At 63.1% G+C, this 20,661-nt stretch carries 10 protein-coding genes and 1 pseudogene; 6 read left to right on the plus strand and 5 right to left on the minus strand.

Features of this window, described 5'->3' with window-relative positions; translation table 11 throughout:
- The first annotated feature begins 30 nt into the window (after positions 1-30).
- From ptsP (OSC50_RS03845) to OSC50_RS03855, 3 genes and pseudogenes are all read left to right on the plus strand, one after another.
- Positions 31-2,556 carry a phosphoenolpyruvate--protein phosphotransferase gene (ptsP, locus tag OSC50_RS03845; RefSeq protein WP_266246630.1) on the plus strand — a complete coding sequence of 842 codons (2,526 nt, stop codon included), beginning with the start codon at positions 31-33 and terminating at the stop codon, positions 2,554-2,556.
- A gap of 2 nt (positions 2,557-2,558) precedes the next feature.
- Positions 2,559-2,837 (plus strand): PTS sugar transporter subunit IIB, encoded by a 279-nt coding sequence (locus OSC50_RS03850; RefSeq protein WP_253509254.1) that lies wholly within the window; start codon positions 2,559-2,561, stop codon positions 2,835-2,837.
- A 169-nt stretch (positions 2,838-3,006) separates the two neighbouring features.
- A pseudogene (locus tag OSC50_RS03855) lies at positions 3,007-3,126 on the plus strand (PTS sugar transporter subunit IIB); the annotation flags it as partial.
- 443 nt (positions 3,127-3,569) lie between these two features.
- On the opposite strand, the gene mltF reads toward OSC50_RS03855, so the two are convergent.
- Positions 3,570-5,030, minus strand: coding sequence for a membrane-bound lytic murein transglycosylase MltF (gene mltF / locus OSC50_RS03865; RefSeq protein ID WP_181078870.1), 1,461 nt, complete (start codon positions 5,028-5,030; stop codon positions 3,570-3,572).
- 286 nt (positions 5,031-5,316) lie between these two features.
- On the opposite strand from mltF, the gene purL reads away from it, so the two are divergent.
- Positions 5,317-9,213, plus strand: coding sequence for a phosphoribosylformylglycinamidine synthase (gene purL, locus OSC50_RS03870; RefSeq protein ID WP_181078872.1), 3,897 nt, complete (start codon positions 5,317-5,319; stop codon positions 9,211-9,213).
- Positions 9,214-9,217: 4 nt separating this feature from the next.
- Positions 9,218-9,529, plus strand: a complete 312-nt coding sequence (locus tag OSC50_RS03875; RefSeq protein ID WP_181078874.1) for a YqfO family protein — start codon at positions 9,218-9,220, stop codon at positions 9,527-9,529.
- A 67-nt stretch (positions 9,530-9,596) separates the two neighbouring features.
- Here OSC50_RS03875 and OSC50_RS03880 read toward each other — a convergent pair whose 3' ends face one another.
- Together OSC50_RS03880 and OSC50_RS03885 are read right to left on the minus strand one after the other, a co-directional pair.
- Entirely contained in the window at positions 9,597-13,268 is a 3,672-nt protein-coding gene (locus OSC50_RS03880) for a membrane-targeted effector domain-containing toxin (RefSeq protein WP_266246626.1), read from the minus strand.
- 66 nt (positions 13,269-13,334) lie between these two features.
- Complete coding sequence (locus tag OSC50_RS03885; protein WP_266246624.1) at positions 13,335-15,344, minus strand: dermonecrotic toxin domain-containing protein; 2,010 nt, start codon at positions 15,342-15,344, stop codon at positions 13,335-13,337.
- Positions 15,345-16,025: 681 nt separating this feature from the next.
- Between OSC50_RS03885 and OSC50_RS03890 the strand changes: the two genes are divergently transcribed.
- A complete protein-coding gene (locus tag OSC50_RS03890; RefSeq protein WP_266246622.1) occupies positions 16,026-16,304 on the plus strand; it encodes a DUF6124 family protein in 279 nt (92 codons plus the stop codon).
- 101 nt (positions 16,305-16,405) lie between these two features.
- Here OSC50_RS03890 and nagE read toward each other — a convergent pair whose 3' ends face one another.
- Both nagE and ptsP (OSC50_RS03900) read right to left on the minus strand, forming a co-directional pair.
- Positions 16,406-18,112: an N-acetylglucosamine-specific PTS transporter subunit IIBC gene (nagE, locus tag OSC50_RS03895; protein ID WP_266246620.1), complete on the minus strand. Its 1,707-nt coding sequence runs from the start codon at positions 18,110-18,112 to the stop codon at positions 16,406-16,408.
- A gap of 27 nt (positions 18,113-18,139) precedes the next feature.
- The gene (ptsP, locus tag OSC50_RS03900; protein ID WP_266246619.1) at positions 18,140-20,650 is read right to left on the minus strand and encodes a phosphoenolpyruvate--protein phosphotransferase; all 2,511 of its coding nucleotides are present in this window, start codon (positions 20,648-20,650) and stop codon (positions 18,140-18,142) included.
- Positions 20,651-20,661: the final 11 nt, after the last annotated feature.

A 20,661-nucleotide genomic window follows, 5' to 3' on the forward strand; every position in this document is an offset into this window, starting at 1 on the left:
ATTTTTACAGAACAAAAAGCAGGTGAAGTCATGACCGCAATTGAACCCCTGGAACTGCTGGCGCCCTTAGCGGGTGTCCTGCTGTCACTGGACGAGGTGCCGGACCCGGTGTTCGCCAGCCGCATGATCGGCGACGGCCTGTGCATTGATCCCACCTCGCAGACTCTGTGCGCGCCGCTGGCCGGCGTAATCAGCACTATCCAGGACAGCGGGCATGCGGTCAGCATCACCGCCGACAGCGGCGTGCAGGTGCTGATGCATATTGGCCTGGACACCGTGAACCTGGCAGGCAAAGGCTTCACCCGCCTGGTTGAGGAGGGTCAGCGGGTGGAGGCGGGGCAGCCGTTGATCGAGTTCGATGCCGACTACGTGGCGCTCCACGCCCGCAGTTTGCTGACCCTGATGCTGGTGGTCAGTGGCGAGCCGTTCAGCCTGCTGGCGAGCGGGCTGGTGGAGGCGGGCCAGCCGCTGATGGAGGTATCGCCTGTCGACACAGCTGAGGCCGCAATCGACGCGCAGGGCGATGCGTTGTTTTCGAAGCCATTGACGCTGCCCAACGCCAACGGCCTGCATGCGCGCCCGGCGGCGGTGTTGGCCCAGGCGGCTAAAGGCTTCAATGCGAGTATTTATCTGCACAAGCAGACCCAGAGCGCGAATGCCAAGTCGCTGGTGGCGATCATGGCATTGCAGACGGTGCAGGGCGATACGCTGCAGGTGAGCGCGGCAGGTGAAGAGGCCGCGGCGGCGATCCAGGCGTTGGTGGCGCTGTTGGCTGAAGGCTGTGGAGAACAGGTTGCCACTGTGGCCGCTGGGATTGAGCCGGTCGCATCCTTACCGTCAGCCGGCGTGCTGCAGGGCGTCTGCGCGTCGCCTGGCTCGGCGTTCGGCCAAGTGGTGCAAGTGGCCGAGCCGGAGCTGGACATTGTTGAACACGGCACCGGTCAAGTGGCCGAACGCGCGATGTTGGAACAAGGCCTGCGGGCGGCCACCGAGGCCTTGCAAACGCTGCAAGCCAAGGCCGCCAACGCTGCGGAGGCGGAAATTTTCCGGGCCCATCAGGAACTGCTTGAAGACCCGACCCTGCTGGAGCAAGCCTACGGGCTACTGGCCGAAGGCAAGAGTGCCGCATTCGCCTGGAAGCGCGCCACGCTCGCCACCGCCGAGTTGTTCCTGGGCCTGGGCAATGCCCTGCTGGCCGAGCGTGCAGCCGACCTGGCCGATGTCGGCCAGCGGGTGCTCAAACTGATCCTCGGTATCCAGGATCGCGCCTGGGAGCTGCCGGAACGCGCGATTCTGATCGCCGAACAACTGACCCCCTCGCAGACCGCCAGCCTCGACACCCACAAGGTGCTCGGCTTCGTCACCGTCGGCGGTGGCGCCACCAGCCACGTTGCGATCCTGGCGCGTGCCCTTGGCCTGCCGGCGATCTGCGGCGTGCCTGCGCAGGTGCTGGCGCTGCCCGATGGCCAACAGGTTTTGCTCGACGCAGACAAAGGCGAGTTGCATCTGCAGCCGAACCTGGCCGACATCGAACAACTGGAAGCGGCGCGCCAACGGCAGATTCAACGGCGCGAGCGTGAAATGGCACAGGCTGCGCTACCCAGCATTACCCGAGACGGCCATCACTTTGAAGTCACGGCCAACGTCGCCTCGTTGCAGGAAGTCGAGCAGGCCCTGACCTTGGGCGGCGACGGCGTGGGGTTGCTGCGCTCGGAATTTCTCTACCTGGACCGTAACCGTGCGCCCAGCCCGCAGGAGCAAGCCGGCACCTACACGGCCATCGCGCGCGCTCTGGGCAGCGAGCGCAACCTGGTCGTGCGAACTCTGGATGTCGGTGGCGACAAACCGTTGGCCTACGTGCCAATGGCGGCCGAGACCAACCCCTTTCTGGGTTTGCGCGGCATTCGCCTGTGCCTGGAACGTCCGCAGCTGCTGCGCGAACAGATGCGCGCGATCCTCGCCTGCGCCGGTTTCGCACGCCTGCACATCATGTTGCCGATGGTCAGCCTGCTGTCGGAGTTGCACCTGGCCCGTCAAATCCTTGAGGAGGAAGCGCTGGCCCTCGGGCTTGAAGAACTGCCGAAACTGGGAATCATGGTCGAGGTGCCGTCTGCCGCCCTGATGGCCGATGTGTTCGCGCCCTACGTGGACTTTTTCTCCATCGGCACCAATGACTTGACCCAATACACCCTGGCCATGGACCGCGATCATCCGCGCCTGGCCGGCCAGGCCGACAGTTTTCACCCGGCGGTGCTGCGCCTGATCGCTACCACGGTGAAGGCCGCCCACGCCCATGGCAAGTGGGTCGGCGTGTGCGGCGCCCTGGCCTCCGAAGCGTTGGCGGTGCCGGTGCTGGTCGGGCTGGGGGTGGATGAGCTGTCGGTCAGTGTGCCGCTGATTCCCACCATCAAGGCCGCGGTGCGCGACCTTGATCTGCATGGCTGCCAAACCCTTGCAACCCACGTGCTGGGCCTGGAGGGTGCCAGTCAGGTGCGCGAGGCGCTGCGCCTGTATCAGGCAACCGCCGTTGAAACCTCACCTGTCATGGAGCACTGAACATGTTCGAGAAATTGCAGCGGGCGTTCTGGAAAGCCCTGACCCCGGATCTGGTCGCCGAAACGGTGGCGACACCGACGCAGGGGCTCTTGTCGGCCGATGTGCTGAGTGCGTTGGGCGGTGCCAATAACCTCAAATCGCAACAGCGTGTGGCGCTGACGCGGGTGAGGGTGCACTTGCAGGATGCGGGACGGTTGGATGAGGCGGCATTGAAAGCGTCGGGTGTGCAGGGTGTGATGGTGTTGGCGGGAGGAGTGGTCCACCTGATCACCGGCCTCTGATCCAAGGAGAGATCACAATGTGGGAGAGGGCTTGCCCTGGATGATCGTTCCCACGCTCCGCGTGGGAACGCCGCCCTGGACGCTCTGCGTCGGCTCTTAAAGTCGTGACGCAGAGCGTCACCGGATGCATTCCCACGCGGAGCGTGGGGAACGATCAGAATCGCAACAGCGGGTGAGGGTGCACTTGCAGGATGCGGGCCGGTTGGATGAGGCGGCATTGAAAGCGACGGGTGTGCAGGGTGTGATGGTGTTGGCGGGAGGAGTGGTCCACCTGATCACCGGCCTCTGATCCAAGGAGAGATCACAATGTGGGAGAGGGCTTGCCCTCGATGATCGTTCCCACGCTTCGCGTGCGAACGCCGCTCTGGACGCTATGCGTCCGCTCTTAAAGTCGTGACGCAGAGCGTCACCGGATGCATTCCCACGCGGAGCGTGGGGAACGATCAGAATCGCAACAGCGGGTGAGGGGGCACTTGCAGGATGCGGGACGGTTGGATGAGGCGGCATTGAAAGCGTCGGGTGTGCAGGGTGTGATGGTGTTGGCGGGAGGAGTGGTAAACCTGCTCACCGGCCTCTGATCCAAGGAGAGATCACAATGTGGGAGAGGGCTTGCCCTCGATGATCGTTCCCACGCTCCGCGTGGGAACGCCGCCCTGGACGCTCTGCGTCCGCTCTTAAAGTCGTGACGCAGAGCGTCACCGGATGCATTCCCACGCGGAGCGTGGGGAACGATCATAACGGCGGGGTTTCTTCCGGCGGCTTGGTCTTGTCCACACCCGGCACATGCAAATTGCCTTCGACCACCTGGTTGCCTTCCAGCTGCGGCTGGGTCACCCAGGTGAGGATGTCGTAGTAACGCCGGATGTTCGCCACGAAGTGCACCGGTTCACCGCCGCGTGCGTAGCCGTAGCGGGTTTTGCTGTACCACTGCTTCTGCGACAGGCGCGGCAGCATTTTTTTCACGTCCAGCCACTTGTTCGGGTTCAAGCCTTCTTTTTTTGCCAGCAGCCGCGCGTCGTCCAGGTGGCCGGTGCCCACGTTGTAGGCCGCGAGGGCGAACCAGGTGCGATCCGGCTCAGCGATGCTGTCGTCCAGTTCGTTTTTGATCCTGGCCAGGTACTTGGCGCCGCCCATGATGCTTTGCTTGGCGTCCAGCCGGTTGGACACGCCCATTGCCTGGGCGGTGTTCTGGGTCAGCATCATCAGGCCGCGCACGCCGGTCTTGGAGGTGACCGCCGGCTGCCAGAGTGACTCCTGGTAGCCGATGGCGGCCAATAGGCGCCAGTCGACCTTTTCTTCCTTGGCGTAGGCCCGGAAGTGCTTTTCGTACTTGGGCAGGCGCTGCTGCAAATGCTGGGCAAAGGTGTAGGCGCCGACGTAGCCGAGCACATCGACATGCCCGTAGTAGCGGTCTTTGAGCCGTTGCAGGGTGCCATTCTTTTGCACCTTGTCGAGGTAACCGTTGATTTCGTTGAGCAGGCTGTTGTCGTCACCGGCGGCCACGGCCCAGCTCTGGTTGCTGGCATCGCCCAGGTCGAACGCGACGCGCACATTGGGAAAGTACACCTGGTTCATCGCCACTTCGTTGGAGTCCACCAGGGTCAGGTCGATTTGCCCTTCGTCGACCATGCGCAGCAGGTCGACCACCTCGACGGCGTCGGATTCTTCGTATTCGATGGCGGGATTCTGCTTTTTAAGCTCGGCCAGTTGTTCGGCGTGGGTGCTGCCCTTGAGCACCATGATCTTCTTGCCCACCAAGTCCGCCGCATTGGTCGGGCGCGACTGGCCGTTACGGTAGATAACCTGCGGGGTCACTTCCAGGTACGGGTGGGAGAAACGTACCTGCTGCTGGCGCTCCTGGCTGCTGACCAGGCCGGCGGCGGCGAGCACCGGGCCGTTGGGTTTGCCCAACTGGCCGAACAGGTCGTCAAGGTTGTCGGCGGTCTCGATTTCCAGCTTCACCCCCAGGTCATCGGCAAAACGCTTGACCAGTTCGTATTCGAAACCGGTTTCACCGTTGCGGTCCTGGAAATAAGTCGCCGGGCTGTTTCGGGTAATCACCCGCAATACGCCATCCTCCTTGATTCGCTCGAGCGTGCTGGGCTTATCAACACAGGCGCTGAGCATCAGGAAGAGTCCGGTTGCGATGAGCCATCTGGCGCATCGCGGGCGCAAAGCAGTTGGGGAGAACATCTGCGCAGTATACGCAAACGGCCCACGGCGCCATATCTCGACAGCGGCGGACTTGTCTGCTAGCGCCGCTGAAACTGTGCTGCAGCCCGCAGAAATGGGCATTGGCGGGCGATTGTGACGGTTAAAATAACTGCGCCCAATAGCGGCGATAACGCGTCGGCGGCCTGCAATGTTGGCCAACTGACGTTCGGCAGCGGCCAGCGGTGCCGTTTCGGGTGCCGTTGGCGGCGGTTTACGCTAGAATGCACGGCCTCAAAGCACACCCCTTCCCGAGGCTGTCCCGAAGATGTTGATCCTGCGCGGCGCTCCTGCCCTTTCTGCCTTTCGCCACAGCAAACTCCTTGAGCAACTGAGCCAGAAGGTTCCAGCTGTTACAGGCCTGTATGCTGAATTTGCTCACTTCGCCGACGTAACCGGCGTCTTGACCGCCGACGAACAGCAAGTGCTGGCACGCCTTCTGAAGTACGGTCCCAGCGTTCCCGTTCAAGAGCCCACCGGCCGCTTGTTCCTGGTTCTGCCACGGTTCGGCACCATCTCGCCCTGGTCGAGCAAGGCCAGCGATATCGCCCGTAACTGTGGCCTGTCGAGCATCCAGCGCCTGGAACGCGGTATCGCCTTCTACGTCGCCGGGCAGTTCAGCGACGCCGAAGCCGAGCTGATCGCCAGCAGCCTGCACGACCGCATGACCCAGATCATCGTCGGCCAGCTGGAACAGGCCGCCGGCCTGTTCAGCCACGCCGAGCCCAAGCCGCTGACCGCGATCGACGTGCTCGGCGGTGGCCGCGCCGCCCTCGAGAAGGCCAACACCGAACTGGGCCTGGCCCTGGCCGAAGACGAGATCGACTACCTGGTCAACGCCTTCAACGGCCTCAAGCGCAACCCGCACGACATCGAACTGATGATGTTCGCCCAGGCCAACTCCGAGCATTGCCGTCACAAGATCTTCAACGCCAGTTGGGACATCGACGGCGAAAGCCAGGAAAAAAGCCTGTTCGGCATGATCAAGAACACCTACGTGATGCACAGCGAAGGCGTTCTGTCGGCTTATAAGGACAACGCCTCGGTGATCGTCGGCAGCGTCGCCGGCCGTTTCTTCCCGGACCCGGAAACCCGCCAGTACGGCGCGGTGCAGGAGCCGGTGCACATCCTGATGAAGGTCGAGACCCACAACCACCCGACCGCGATTGCCCCGTTCCCGGGTGCTGCCACCGGTTCCGGCGGCGAGATCCGCGACGAAGGTGCCACCGGCCGTGGCGCCAAGCCAAAGGCCGGCCTCACCGGTTTCACCGTGTCCAACCTGCAGATCCCGGGTTTCGAACAGCCTTGGGAAGTGCCGTACGGCAAGCCTGAGCGCATCGTCACCGCGCTGGACATCATGATCGAAGGCCCGCTCGGCGGCGCGGCGTTCAACAACGAGTTCGGGCGTCCGGCGCTCACCGGTTACTTCCGTACCTTCGAACAGTCCATCACCACCCCGCGTGGCGACGAGGTGCGCGGCTACCACAAGCCGATCATGTTGGCCGGCGGCATGGGCAACATCCGTGAAGAACACGTCAAGAAAGGCGAGATTCTGGTCGGCTCCAAGCTGATCGTGCTCGGCGGCCCGGCAATGCTGATCGGCCTGGGCGGCGGCGCGGCTTCCTCCATGGCCACCGGCACCAGCTCGGCGGACCTGGACTTCGCTTCGGTACAGCGCGAAAACCCTGAGATGGAGCGCCGCTGCCAGGAAGTCATCGACCGTTGCTGGCAGTTGGGTGACAAGAACCCGATCAGCTTCATCCACGACGTCGGCGCGGGCGGTCTGTCCAACGCCTTCCCGGAACTGGTCAACGACGGCGACCGCGGTGGCCGCTTCGAACTGCGCAACATTCCAAACGACGAGCCGGGCATGGCCCCGCACGAAATCTGGAGCAACGAATCCCAGGAACGCTACGTACTGGCGGTCGGCCCTGACGACTTTGCGCGCTTCCAGGCCATCTGCGAGCGCGAGCGCTGCCCGTTTGCCGTGGTCGGCGAAGCCACTGCCGAGCCGCAACTGACCGTCACCGACAGCCACTTCGGCAACAGCCCGGTGGACATGCCGCTCGAAGTGCTGCTGGGCAAAGCCCCGCGCATGCACCGTTCGGCGGTACGTGAAACCGAGTTGGGCGATGATTTCGACCCAAGCGCCCTGGACCTGGCCGACAGTATCGAACGCGTGCTGCATCACCCGGCCGTGGCGAGCAAAAGCTTTCTGATCACCATCGGCGACCGCACCATCACCGGCCTGGTGGCCCGTGACCAAATGGTCGGCCCGTGGCAGGTGCCAGTGGCCGACGTGGCCGTCACCGCCACCAGTTTCGACGTCTACACCGGTGAAGCCATGGCCATGGGCGAACGTACCCCGCTGGCCCTGCTGGACGCTCCGGCGTCGGGCCGCATGGCCATCGGTGAAACCCTCACCAACATCGCCGCGTCGCGCATCGGCAAGCTGTCCGACATCAAATTGTCGGCCAACTGGATGTCCGCCGCCGGTCACCCCGGTGAAGACGCGCGCCTGTACGACACCGTAAAAGCGGTCGGCATGGAGCTGTGCCCGGAGCTGGGCATCACCATTCCGGTGGGCAAGGACTCGATGTCCATGGCCACCCGCTGGAACGAAGACGGCACCGACAAGAGCGTCACCTCGCCGCTGTCGCTGATCGTCACCGGTTTCGCGCCGGTCACCGATATCCGCCAGACCCTGACCCCGCAACTGCGCATGGACAAGGGCACCACCGACCTGGTGCTGATCGACCTGGGCCGTGGCCAGAACCGCATGGGCGCCTCGATCCTGGCGCAGACCCACGGCAAACTCGGCAAGCAGGCTCCGGACGTCGACGACGCCGAAGACCTGAAAGCCTTCTTCGCCGTGATCCAGGGCCTCAACGCCGACGGCCACCTGTTGGCCTACCATGACCGTTCCGACGGCGGCCTGCTGACCAGTGTGGTCGAGATGGCCTTCGCCGGTCACTGCGGCCTGAACATCGTGCTCGACAGCGTTGCCGAGGATGCGTCCGAGATCAACGGCATCCTGTTCAACGAAGAGTTGGGTGCGGTGATCCAGGTACGCCAGGACGCGACCCCGGATGTGCTGGCTCAGTTCAGCGCCGCCGGCCTGGCCGATTGCGTGGCGGTGATCGGTCAGCCGATCAACAACGGCGAAATCAACATCTCGTTCAACGGCGACACCGTGTTCACCGGCCAGCGCCGTCTGCTGCAACGCCAGTGGGCCGAGACCAGCTACCAGATCCAACGCCTGCGCGACAACGCCGACTGCGCCGAGCAGGAATTCGACGTGATCCTGGAAGAAGACAATCCGGGCCTGAGCACCAAGCTCAGCTTCGACGTCAACCAGGACATCGCCGCGCCGTACATCAAGAAGGGAATTCGCCCACAGGTGGCCGTGCTGCGTGAGCAGGGCGTCAACGGTCAGGTGGAAATGGCGGCTGCGTTCGACCGCGCCGGTTTCAATGCGATCGACGTGCACATGAGCGATATCCTCGCCGGTCGCGTCGACCTCAACGAGTTCAAGGGACTGGTGGCCTGCGGTGGTTTCTCCTACGGCGACGTGCTGGGTGCCGGCGAAGGCTGGGCCAAGTCGGCGCTGTTCAACAGCCGTGCCCGCGATGCGTTCCAGGGGTTCTTCGAGCGCAACGACAGCTTCACCCTGGGTGTGTGCAACGGTTGCCAGATGATGTCCAACCTCAGCGAACTGATCCCGGGCAGCGAGTTCTGGCCGCACTTTGTGCGCAACCGCTCCGAGCAGTTCGAAGCCCGCGTGGCCATGGTGCAGGTGCAGGAGTCCAACTCGATCTTCCTGCAAGGCATGGCCGGTTCGCGCATGCCGATCGCCATCGCCCACGGCGAAGGCCATGCCGAGTTCGCCAGCGAAGAAGCGTTGCTCGAAGCCGACCTGTCCGGCACCGTGGCTCTGCGATTCGTCGACAACCACGGTAAAGTCACCGAGACCTACCCGGCCAACCCTAACGGCTCGCCGCGCGGGATCACCGGCCTCACCAGCCGCGACGGTCGCGTGACCATCATGATGCCGCACCCGGAGCGTGTGTTCCGTGCCGTGCAGAACTCGTGGCGCCCGGAAGAGTGGGACGAAGACGGCGCCTGGATGCGCATGTTCCGCAACGCGCGCGTGTGGGTGAACTAAGGCGGTGTACAAGCTCAGCTTCTTCGTGCCCGACAGCCATGTGGAGACGGTGAAAGCCGCCGTCTTCGAAGCCGGCGGCGGGCGCATCGGCGACTACGACAGCTGCGCCTGGCAAGTGCTGGGCCAGGGCCAGTTTCGCGCGTTGGACGGCAGCCAGCCGTTTATCGGGCAAGTGGGCCGGGTTGAAGTGGTCGAGGAATGGAAAGTTGAGCTGGTGGTGGCGGATGAACTGATCGGAGCGGTGGTGGCCGCGCTCAAACTCAGCCACCCGTACGAAACGCCGGCGTATGAGGTATGGCAGCTGGCGGACTTTTGAGCCGCCCGCTGAAACCACGGGAAACCCGCTGGGCCGTCTGGCCAGCGGGTTTTTTGTTGACTGCGTTTCAGGGCGCGGGTGTCAGGTGCACCTCGGCCTTGAGCGTTTCGATCAGAATCTCTTGGTCTTCAAAGCGCCGTGCATCGAAGCCCCAGCGGTTGATGAAAAACAGCCCGTTATCGTCCACCTGGATGGGTGTGGAAATAATCTCTCCCGTGTTGGAGTGATGCAGCAAATGGGTCTCGGCGGCCGAAGGGCGCTCGATCAGGAAGTGACCGGGTTGGTTCAGGCGTGACCGGTCAACCGGGACAAAAGGCGCAGGCGCCTCCCTGGTGGCGACCTCGACCTCCAGCTTGAAGTCGCTGCGCACCGCCTTCCAGCGTCCGGGCATGCCTTCTTGCTTGGCCTCCCAGAAACCAGGATGAATGCGTTTGCCCAAGCCAGATGCGGTGTCTTGCACATGCAGGCTGACTGCATCCTGCAGTTGCACCAGGCCGGGAACGCTCTGGTAAGTATTGGTATGCGAGCTGCCGACGAAGGCCACCCACTTATGAGGACCGTGGCGGGCCTGGTCGTCTTGAATAACTCGCGAGGCGAAGTAGTTGAACATCTGTGTCCGGGATTTGCCATTGCCGCGCAAGCCGCGCAGGTGATAGCTGGCGGTGCAGTCCAGTGCCCGTACGCGAATACCGTGCTTGGCCGCAGCCTGGATGGTGTTCGAGTAGGTATCAAGGCCCCTATACCTAGGCATATGGCCGCCGTCTTGAGCTTTCAAATAAGACTTGAGACGTTCCGGAAAGCGTTGAGTGCGATGGAATATGTCCAGCTCGGCCTGGTGCAAATCCGTCAGCAGGTGTTCGACGTAGAGTGTCTGGAAGCCTGCTTCCTTGATGCTTTTCATATGGGTCCTGAGCAGCGCTTTGCTTGACTGTGCATTGTGCGCTTCACCGATCACCAACCCGGAGAAAGGCCCGTCCGCCACTTGCTTGAGAAACGATTCCAGCGTTACCTCGGCCGGTACCGTCGGCAATATGGGGCGCGGTGCGGGCGCATAGTCGGTGAAGAAGTGCTCGGCGGCTTCCTTCAGGCGTGAGCGGGTTTTCTGGAAGGCATTGAACGCCTCGACGTGAAGTGGGCTGGAGGGCCCGTAGCGGGTGTCCAGGCCGCGGGGGTGCATCGACAACTCGGCCAGGGTTGCATGATGCTCGGCTACTGAATCGAACTCACTGAAATGCTGCGTCGCCGCACGAGGGCTAGCAGCGGAGGCGGGCGGCGCTTCGGCGGCCTTGTAGGCGGTCTGCAGCGTGAGCTTATAGTCGCCCTTGGCCAAGGCATCCCCCGGTATGGCTCCGGCGGCGTCCGCCCAGATACCCACCGGTTGGCCGGCGGAGACGTCTTGAATGCGCAACGCGATGGTTTTATGCAGGTCCGCAAGCCCGGGCACCTGTTCGAACGTGCTCATGCGGGTCTGATCCACCAGGGCCACCCAGCGTTCATCGGGCGCGGCGGCGACGTCGGCTTCGAGCAGGCGATGCGAGTAGAAATTGCGCAAGTTGTTGCTGCGCGGGGTGGTGGGCGCGGTCTCACCCAATTGCAGGGCGTCTTCCAATTGGTATGACGTCGAGGCATCCAGCGGCAATAGCTTCACCCCTTTTTCACGCGCCTTGCGCGCCAGGGCCAGGTACGAGTATTGAGCGCCCTGGCTGAAACCCAAGGCCTTGTCGACGGCCGCCAAGTGTTTTTCGATATGTCGCCAGGATTTACCGGCGTTGAACTTATCCAGCTTGAGGCGGAACACATCGGCCGGCAGGTATTCCACGTACAGGCGCTTGAGGCCTTGTCGGACCAGCGCATCCATGTTGTCGATCAGGAACTGCTTACTGGCGATGGACGCGGCAACCTGGCCGATGATCCAGCCTGAACGTTCTTTGAACAACTGCTGGATGATGTGTTCGGCGCTGGCACTGGCCTCGAACAGGAGCACGTCGACACGCGGGACAATCGGCTCCAGCGCATCGAAAAAAGCCTTGGCATCGCGGGTCAGCCGTTCAACCTGCTGCAGGTAGAGCGTGCGGATCGGGCGCAGTTCGTCGATGACTGTCGGCAGAGCGTGCAACGGGCTATTGGTCGCCCACTCGCTTTGTGCCATCAGGTCGGCCTTGAGCTGCGGGTCCATTACCCGTTCAAGATCACGCCAGTGTTTGGCAGGCATTTCATAAGGCTTGAGTGTCTCGGGCGAGTTCGGGAGTTTTTCAAACTTGGGCGCGCCGCCCGACACGCCACTGCGCACCCATCCACCGTCGGCGGTCGGCGTTGCCAGGCGGGTGGTCGACCGCAGTTGCCCGCTGGTCGGGTCCAGTCGGTACAACAGGTAACGCCCCAATACATCCGGTGTTTTGGGCGCCCAATGTGGCTGGCCGTAGAAGAGCACCGGCTGCATGTTCGAGAGCGCCGGCCGGGCGCGTTCCAGGGTCTGCAGGCGGTTCATGGCCCGGGCATGTTCGGGGCTGGCGGCCGGTAGGCGCGACGGACGGCTAAATCGTGGCAGTGCGCGCAACGCCGGGCGCAGGTCGGTCAGCAGGCCGCCGGCGCTGTTGAACAAGTAGCCCATGAAGTGCTCAAAGGCGCCAGCGTTGTCGCCCTGGTGATAAGCGTGCAGGGCGAGCATGGCGTCCTTGAAGGCCAGCAACAGGCCGGTAGCCAGACTCACGAGCGGGAAGGGGGCGGTGGCAACGGCCGCTATCCACTCCACACAGCTCCAGACGATCGCGCCGATCATCTGCGTGCGGTCCGATGTCGAACCTCGGACGTCATCGATCCGGCGCTGCAATTTCATGTTGTACAAGGCTTGGCGCAGGTCGAGCAGTGGGGTTACGCGACGGGTGGAGTCGTAGCGCGCAGGGCTGATATCGGTTTTATTCAGGTGTTCAGGCAGCGCTTTGCGTGCGTTTTCCAGGAAGCTTCGCATACGAACCTGGGACTGTCGGGCCATGCGACTGCAAAGGTACTCGATCATGCCTGGCTGCTTTTTCAACAGGTAATTGAACTGCCGCGCTTCGCGAAACTGAATGCCATCCGGAGCCTGGGGCGTGTAAAGCAGGACGGGGTTGTCGGCATGGCTGAACAACAGGGTATCGATTACCCATTCACCGTCCACCATCAGGCGGTGGATGGCGTAGTTGCCACGGGTGCGGGCCGATGTATCGCCCAGGCTGGCGATGCTTTTTTCCAACCAGTCCAAGTCCACTGCGGCGATGTGCCCTTGCAATCGCGATTCCAGCGCGGCGCTGTGCATGTGCAGCTGGGTGATCGCCAGGGTTGCGTTGCGCCGGTAGGCATAACCCTGGCTGTCTGGGCTCAGTAGTTCAGCGCGGACTTTGTCGATATACCGTTGGCCGATCCATACCCCCGTGACCGAGCGCGCTACTGTTTGCGCGGTCAAGGTGCTCAAGTCGATGCCTTCGGGTCCCTTGAACGTCGCCGAGCGCGAGAATTTTTCATCGAGAAAACCGATGCCATCGGCATAGCCATCGCGGAACAACTGGGTGTATGTCAAGGGTGGCGGCGTCCAGGTGCCCACCAGCGAAGGTGGCGAGTAGGCCCATACCGTATCCGGATCGACATCGTTACCGGAACGCCCCAGCAACTGGTTCAGTTGCCGCTTGGCCTGTTCGTGCAGGTACGTGGTGAAGCTGGGAAACGTCGACAGGGACAACGGTTCGTCGGTGTAGGCGCGCAAGGCGCCCTCGGCATCCTCGGCCAGCGTCAGGAGTTTTCGCCTGATAGCCTCGGTGGTTGAGCGATATCAGGCCGGTGTGCCGAAGTCGTAGTCATCCGTGCGCGTGGTGAGCACGTGTTCGGCCATGGATGTCAGGCACTGGCGCTGGCTGTCGGCCGGGCTGAAGGTGATTTCGGCGTATTCCTGTGCATGGGGCTTGAAGCTCAGGCCGGTGAGCACTTGCTTCATGGCTTTTTGAAAGCGCAAGGGCACTCGGCTGATCAGGTAGTCGGTCAGCGTACCGGGCGCGGCCTTCACGCCATTGTCCATGGCCCACCCCAGGATGTGCTGCTGGCAGGCCCTGTCGGAATCAAACACCTGGAACTGTTGCTCGCGAGGCGCGCCTGGCGTGCACAACAGCACGCGGGTGACGTGGCCCTGCGGATTTTTCTGGCGCAGTGCCCACATGTCTTGAAGCTGGGCGCCGTGGAGTGAGAGCGTGTTGGCGCTGAGCACCGTGGTGCTCTCCGGGGTGTCGGGACCTTGGCGCAGGCGCTGGATCAGTTGGAAATCATCTTCACCGAGGTGGCCTTGCAGCACGGCGATGTAGGCAAGGGCGTTGATCCGCTGTTCGAGCAGACGTTCGATAGCGTGCCGCACTTCTTCCCGGTGATGCAGCTCGTGCTGTACAGGGGCGAAGGCGACACGCGGGTGCAGGGTTTTCAACTGGTCGACGAGCCATGTCGGGGTCAGGTCAGCGTAGCGCTCGGGCAATGGCGCGTCATTGCAGGTGAGCGTGGTCTGGCTGAGGAAGTCCGAGCCGAACTGTTCGTCGCCGTTATGCAGGCCGCGCAATGCCAGCTCAGTCAACGTATGGGTCTGCTCGTAATGCCCCACGCCTGTAACGAAACGGCGCGTGCTGACTTGCAGGTGTTCCGGCTCCAGGTCGTGGATAGCCAAATCATCGCTCAAACGCTCAAGCCACTCATGGCGTGCCAGGGTGTGCGGGGTGGCGGCGGGGCCGAGCAGGCTCAACAGGGTGTGGCGCGCCTGGTCGTACTCGGCCAGGTGCTGCGCCAACGTCGCACGACGTGCCTCGCTGGCGCTGCGGTACCAGGCCGGGGCGCTGTAGCGCAGGCAGCGTTCGAGCAAGGCCTGGGCGCGCAGCTCCAGGCGCGCATCGAGGTCGGGCAGGGCGGCGGCGATGGCGCGGTCCAAGTCGTCGATCAGTTGCGCAGCGTCCTGCGTGGGGTTGTCGGCCAGGCTCAGGGCTCGCTCGACATCCGCGCTGCGCTTGTCGACCAGCGCCTGGAACGTGTGTTCGAACAGCGGTTTATCGACGATGGGCGACAGCATCAACGGCCAGATGCCGGCGGCCGTCAGCGCCTGGTAACGGGCCGGCAGCAGGTTCATGAACTCCTCGCGGCCGCTGCGGTGGTCGAGACTCTTGAGTAAATGCTTATTCAGGTCGGCCAGCGAGTCGAATGACTCGATCCCGCGCAGCGGTGTGAACAGCATCACCTGGCCCACGCCTTGCGTCGTGGTCAGCGCAGTCACTACGGGGCTGTTGAGCTGCGTGACGACGAACGCGCCGGCCAGCTCCACCGTTGCCTGCTGGTAGGTGAACTGCAACGCGTACAGCCCGGGGCGCAGGGTCGGGCCCAGCGGCACTTTGCCGAGGATTTCACCTTCCTGCGGGTGCAGCAGACGATCCTGCACGCCGAGCCTGGCTTCATTACCCAGTGCAGTAAAACCCGCCTCAAAGACCATGAAAGACTTGCGTGGCTTGCCATCGACCTGCTCCCGCAGGTCCATTTCCAGCAGTTGCTTATTCAACGTGGCCTTGAGCTCGGCAAGCAGGGTTTGCCCGCCGGCGCTTTGCAGGTCGAGGTTGTGCAAGGCTTGGTAGTGGCTGCGACCCTTGGCGATGAACTCCTGGTGATAGGGCTTGAGGATACTGTTCAGGCGCTCCAGGTAACGCAGCTCCTGCGACGGCTCGGTCTGCGGCAGCAACGGTGCCTGACCCTTGAGCAAATGATGGCCGATCTGGTTGAGGTAGCCTTTGATGTCGTCAAAGGACGGGCTGGTCGTGCTCACGGGTACGCGCTCCATGCGAGGGGTAGAGCCCTCAGCATGGAGAACCGTGGTGGGCGGCAGGCCGTAAATAAGTAGCGGGATCAGGCGCAGGGGCGCATGGGAACTGTCAGGTCGGCGGGCTTGCCGGTGACGGCCATGGGGTATCTACACAGCTTCGGTGAACATAAGCTGAGAAATGAGGTTCTTGTGGTAAGCAGGCTTGCCCTGCGCTGGGCTGCGAAGCGGCCCCACTCCAGACAATGTGGTTTTATCTGGTACACCGAGGCGCTTGATTTGGGGGCTGCTTCGCAGCCCAGCGCAGGGCAAGCCTGCTCACCACAGAGTTATGTGTCAGCCTTCAAAATTTGCGGATACCTATGCTGTGACTGCGTTGGAATAGTCGCTTCGGATATTTCCGACAAGTCTTTCAGGTTGTCCCTCGGAACTCGCATAACTAACCTCCCCCAGTCGCTGCCAATTCAGCGACCGGGACTGCAAGCCCGCCGAAACCTCACCAGTCAGTCATAAGCGCCTTTATAATCGCGGCGCTTTTTCATGGTCGCCATTTATGGCGGCTGTGTGCGGGAGACCTTCGGGTCTACCGAGGTTTTCTGGTGACTCGGTCTTGCAGGCCCGCACACGGCTGCCACCCATCATCTGCAAGTGATGCTGGTAGCTCTTACTTCACACCAGAGGTTTACCATGATCAAAGACAGTCCAAATCCCCCAACTGACTCTCTACCCACCGACCAGCTTTTCAGCGTACGGCTCAGTCTCGATAGCGAAACTTTACTCGCCAATGCCGCCCAGGATATTGCTTCGGTACAGGCGCTGACGGGGCACTTGGCTTTTGAAGTCGACGGCACGCAGCGAAATGTCGTGCTGTGCATTCACCGGATGTTGGAAGGAATCCAGTTAATGGTGGACCGCATGCTGGATTTGAATGAGGTGCCCGAACTCAAATCATCAGGCGCCCGTTAAGCCCATTCGCGAGCAAGCCCGCTCCCACATTTTGAGCTGTTAATACAGTCGAAATGTAGGAGTGGGCTTGCTCGCGAAGAGGCCTTTTCAACGATGAAGCTTTAAGCCCCCGTCCTGATCTGCTGAGCACCGACCAACCGCTCCAACGCCTCGCCCAATCCCGGTGCCTTGTCACCCATCAACAGGTGCCAAACCCCGTTTTCCAGTCGGCTGACACCCTGGCAACCCAGGGCAGTGAGATCAGCTTCGGACAACACCGAATCATCCCTCAGCGCCACCCGCAATCGCGTCATCGCCACGGCTTCCAACTGCTGCACATTCTCTCGGCCACCCAGGGCGCTCAGCCATTTTTCGGCTTCCTGCACATCCACCGTCAGCGGTTTATCCACAGGCGCTGCCGCTGCCGGCGTGCTGCCGCCAAAGGACGGCATAGCGAGGCGTATTTCATCGGCGATGCTGTCGGCCATCGGCCCGACCACGACCTGCAAACTCCCACCATTGCCCGGCCGCACCACGGCCATGGCGCCCAGCGCTTTGAGGTCGGCGTCCACCGCCTTGTTACGGTCGACCATGTCCAGACGCAGGCGCGTGGTGCAGGCGCCGACGCTCAGCAGGTTGTCCGCGCCGCCCAATGCGCGGATGTACGCCGTGGCGCGTTGGTTGTCGCTCATTGTTTCAGCCTGCGCCACCTGGATATCTTCACGGCCCGGCGTCTTCAGGTTGAAGCGGCGGATGCAATAGCTGAACACCGAGTAGTAGATCGCCGCATAGGCCAGCCCCACCGGCACCACCAGCCAGCCGTTGGTGGACTTGCCCCAGCCCAGCACCATGTCGATAAAGCCACCGGAGAAGGTAAAGCCCAGGTGGATGTTCAGCATGTTGGTGATCGCCATCGACAGGCCGGTCAGCACGGCATGGATCAGGTACAAAAACGGCGCCAGAAACATAAAGGCGAATTCGATCGGCTCGGTCACGCCGGTCAAAAATGAGGTCAGCGCCATCGACAGGAAAATCCCGCCCATCACCTTGCGCCGCTCCGGCAAGGCGTTGCGGTACATCGCCAGGCACGCGGCGGGCAGGCCGAACAGCATCACCGGGAACATGCCGGTCATGAACTGGCCGCCCTTGGGGTCGCCGGCAAAATAGCGGGTCAGGTCGCCCGTCACCACCGCGCCGGTGGCCGGGTCGGTAAAGCTGCCGAACACGAACCAGGCCATATTGTTGAGGATGTGGTGCAGGCCGGTGACGATCAGCAGGCGGTTGAACACACCGAACACAAATGCGCCGAGGCTGCCGCTTTCCATCAGCAGCACCCCGAAGCTGTTGATGCCGTGCTGGATCGGCGGCCAGATCAGGCCGAACACCACGCCCAGGCCCACGGCCGAAAACCCGGTGACTATAGGTACAAACCGTCGCCCGCCGAAGAACGCCAGGTATTCCGGCAACTTGATGTCCTTGAAGCGGTTGTACAACGCGCCGGCCATCAAGCCGCTGGCGATACCCGCAAGCATGCCCATATTGATGGTGCTGTCCATCACCTTGAGGGTGGAGATCATCACCAGATAACCGATGGCCCCGGCCAATCCGGCGGTGCCGTTGTTGTCGCGGGCAAAGCCCACGGCGATGCCGATGGCGAAGATCAGCGCCAGGTTGGCGAAGATCGCCTGGCCGGCGTCGTGCATCACCGCGATGTTCAGCAGGTCGGTGTCGCCCAGGCGCAGCAAGAGGCCGGCGATCGGCAGGATTGCGATCGGCAGCATCAGTGCCCGGCCCAGGCGTTGCAGGCCTTCAATGAAGTATTGATACATGGCGTGTCTCCTTTTTTCTTGTTGTTGTCAGCTCAGCGGCCAGTGGTGTTGACAGGCGTGGCGAACGGCCCTGGCGCTGCTCAGGTCGAGCAGCCCTTGGCTCAATTGCCGGCATTGCGCCGCGTCCAGGTGGCGGACGCGGTCCTTGATTTCGCCGATCTGCAGCGGGCTCACCGACAGCTCGCGTACGCCCAGGCCAACCAGTACCGGCGTGGCCAGCGGATCGGAGGCGAGGGCACCGCACACACCGACCCAACGCCCATGCTGGGCGGCGCCGGCGCAGGTCTGGGCGATCAGCCGCAGCAGTGCCGGGTGCAAGGCATCGACCCGCGCGGCGAGGCCGGCGTGGTCGCGGTCCATGGCCAGGGTGTACTGGGACAGGTCATTGGTGCCGATCGAGAGGAAATCCGCATGCTCGGCCAGTTGCTCGGCCATCAGCGCGGCGGCGGGCACTTCGATCATCACCCCGAGTTCAGGGCGCTGGGTCAGTTCCAGCTCCGCGCACAGCTCATCCAGGCGCTGGCGGACCTGCAGCAGCTCGTCCACCTCACTGACCATCGGCAACAGGATCCGACAACGCGCCAACGGGCGTACTTGCAGCAGCGCACGCAGTTGCTGGTCGAGCAGTTCCGGCCGTACCTGGGCCATGCGAATGCCGCGCAGGCCCAGCACCGGGTTGGCCTCGACGGGCAGCGGCAGGTAGTCGAGCTGCTTGTCGCCACCCACGTCGATGGTGCGGATGATCACCGACTTGTCGCCCATGGCATCCAGTACCGCTTGATAGGCTTGGCGCTGCTCCTGTTCATCCGGCGCGGTGCGGCGGTCGACGAACAGGAACTCGGTGCGCAGCAGGCCGACGCCATCGGCACCGTTTTCAAACGCCACCTGGGTTTCGGCACTGGAGGCCACATTGGCGGCCACCTCAATGCTCACATCGTCGAGGGTGCGCGCGGGCTGTCGAGCCTGGGCCTGTTGCTGTTGACGCCGCAGTTGCTGCGCGTCGCGAATCTGGTGCACTTGGGCGTGGCGCGCCTCGCTGGGCGCCAGCTCCAGGCGGCCGTTGGCGGCGTCGAGCACCACGCGCTGGCCCTGGGGCACGTCGAGCACGTCGGCGCCCAGCGCGACCACACAGGGAAGGCCTTTAGCGCGCGCCAGGATCGCGACATGGGACGTGGCCCCGCCTGCTGCCATGCAGATGCCGACCGCTTGCTGCGCGCTCAGCTGCAGCAGGTCCGAAGGCGTCAACTCGTGCGCGCTGACAATCGAACCGGCCGGCAATTCGACGTGCCAGGCCTCGCCCAGCAATGCGCGCAGCACGCGTTGCTGCAGGTCGCGCAGGTCGTTGGCACGTTCGGCAAACAAGGGTTTACCCAATGCGAGCAACACCGTGCATTGGGCCTGGATGGCATCGCGCCAGGCATGGGTGGCGGCGCTGCCGTGTTCGATGGCGGCGGTGGCGGCTTCGACCAGGGCAGGGTCTTCCAGCAGGGCGAGGTGGGCGGCGAAGATCTCTTCTTCCTCGACATGCTGGCGCTGGCGAGCGTGGGCCAGGGTGGTGCGGATTTCACTGCGCACTTGCTCCAGGGCGGTGTCCAGGCATTGCCGTTGGTCGTCGACCGCGTGTGTGCCGATATCCGCCGGCAGTTCGATGCCGGCGAGGCGGAACAACGGTCCGCACACCAGGCCGGGCGCCGCGCACACGCCCTGCAGCACGTTGGCTTCGTTGCTGGCCCGGCGTGGTGTCGCCGCTACAGGTGCGACGTGTTGTGCTGTGACCGGAACTGACAAGGCGGCAATCAATGCCTGCAACGCCGCTTCGCCGTCCGTACCACGGCAGCTGACCCGCACTTCATCACCCTCGCCGATCCCCAATGCCATCAAGCCGACCAGGCTGTCGCACGGCGCCGATTTATCGCCGTAATGCAAGCGTGCCTGGCTGCTGAAACCCAGTGCGGTTTTGCGGATCAGCGCCGCAGGGCGCGCATGCAGACCGCCCCGATGGGTGATACGCACGCTGGCGCTGGCTTCAGCGCTCACGTTATCCACAGCGGTTTCATCACCGACGGTCGAGCGAGCGAGTACCCGCATCAGCGGCTCGCCGACCTTGACCGTTTTACGCGCCAGAGGCTGCAGCTCGAACTGTTCGCCATTGGTCAGGATGATCAGGCTGACCAAACTTTTGCACCGGCGCGCAAGGCGATCCAGATCAAACTGCACCAGCGCCTGGCCGTTTGTCACTCGCGCGCCGTCCTTGACCAGCAACGCAAAGCCTTCGCCGTTCAGTTCCACGGTATCGATGCCCACATGCATGAGCAGTTCGGCACCGTTGTCGGCGCGGATCGTCAGCGCGTGGCCGGTGCGCGCGACATGAATGATCACCCCGTCACAGGGGGCATGCAGGCAGTCGTTCAACGGGTCGATGGCAATGCCGTCGCCCATGGCGTGGCTCGCGAACACCTCGTCGGGGACCTGGCCCAGGGTCAGCACGGGGCCGCTCAGGGGCGCGCTGAGTGTGAGTTCTTTATTGTTGTTGGACATGGGCACGGTAC

It is taken from the genome of Pseudomonas quebecensis (assembly GCF_026410085.1).
GTDB lineage: Bacteria > Pseudomonadota > Gammaproteobacteria > Pseudomonadales > Pseudomonadaceae > Aquipseudomonas > Aquipseudomonas quebecensis.

Bases quoted from the DNA above. Each gene is read 5' to 3' on its own strand.
- OSC50_RS03850 (WP_253509254.1), top strand. From the start codon at position 2,559: ATGTTCGAGAAATTGCAGCGGGCGTTCTGGAAAGCCCTGACCCCGGAT.
- mltF (WP_181078870.1), bottom strand. From the start codon at position 5,030: ATGTTCTCCCCAACTGCTTTGCGCCCGCGATGCGCCAGATGGCTCATC.
- purL (WP_181078872.1), top strand. From the start codon at position 5,317: ATGTTGATCCTGCGCGGCGCTCCTGCCCTTTCTGCCTTTCGCCACAGC.
- ptsP (WP_266246619.1), bottom strand. From the start codon at position 20,650: ATGTCCAACAACAATAAAGAACTCACACTCAGCGCGCCCCTGAGCGGC.
- OSC50_RS03890 (WP_266246622.1), top strand. From the start codon at position 16,026: ATGATCAAAGACAGTCCAAATCCCCCAACTGACTCTCTACCCACCGAC.
- ptsP (WP_266246630.1), top strand. From the start codon at position 31: ATGACCGCAATTGAACCCCTGGAACTGCTGGCGCCCTTAGCGGGTGTC.
- nagE (WP_266246620.1), bottom strand. From the start codon at position 18,112: ATGTATCAATACTTCATTGAAGGCCTGCAACGCCTGGGCCGGGCACTG.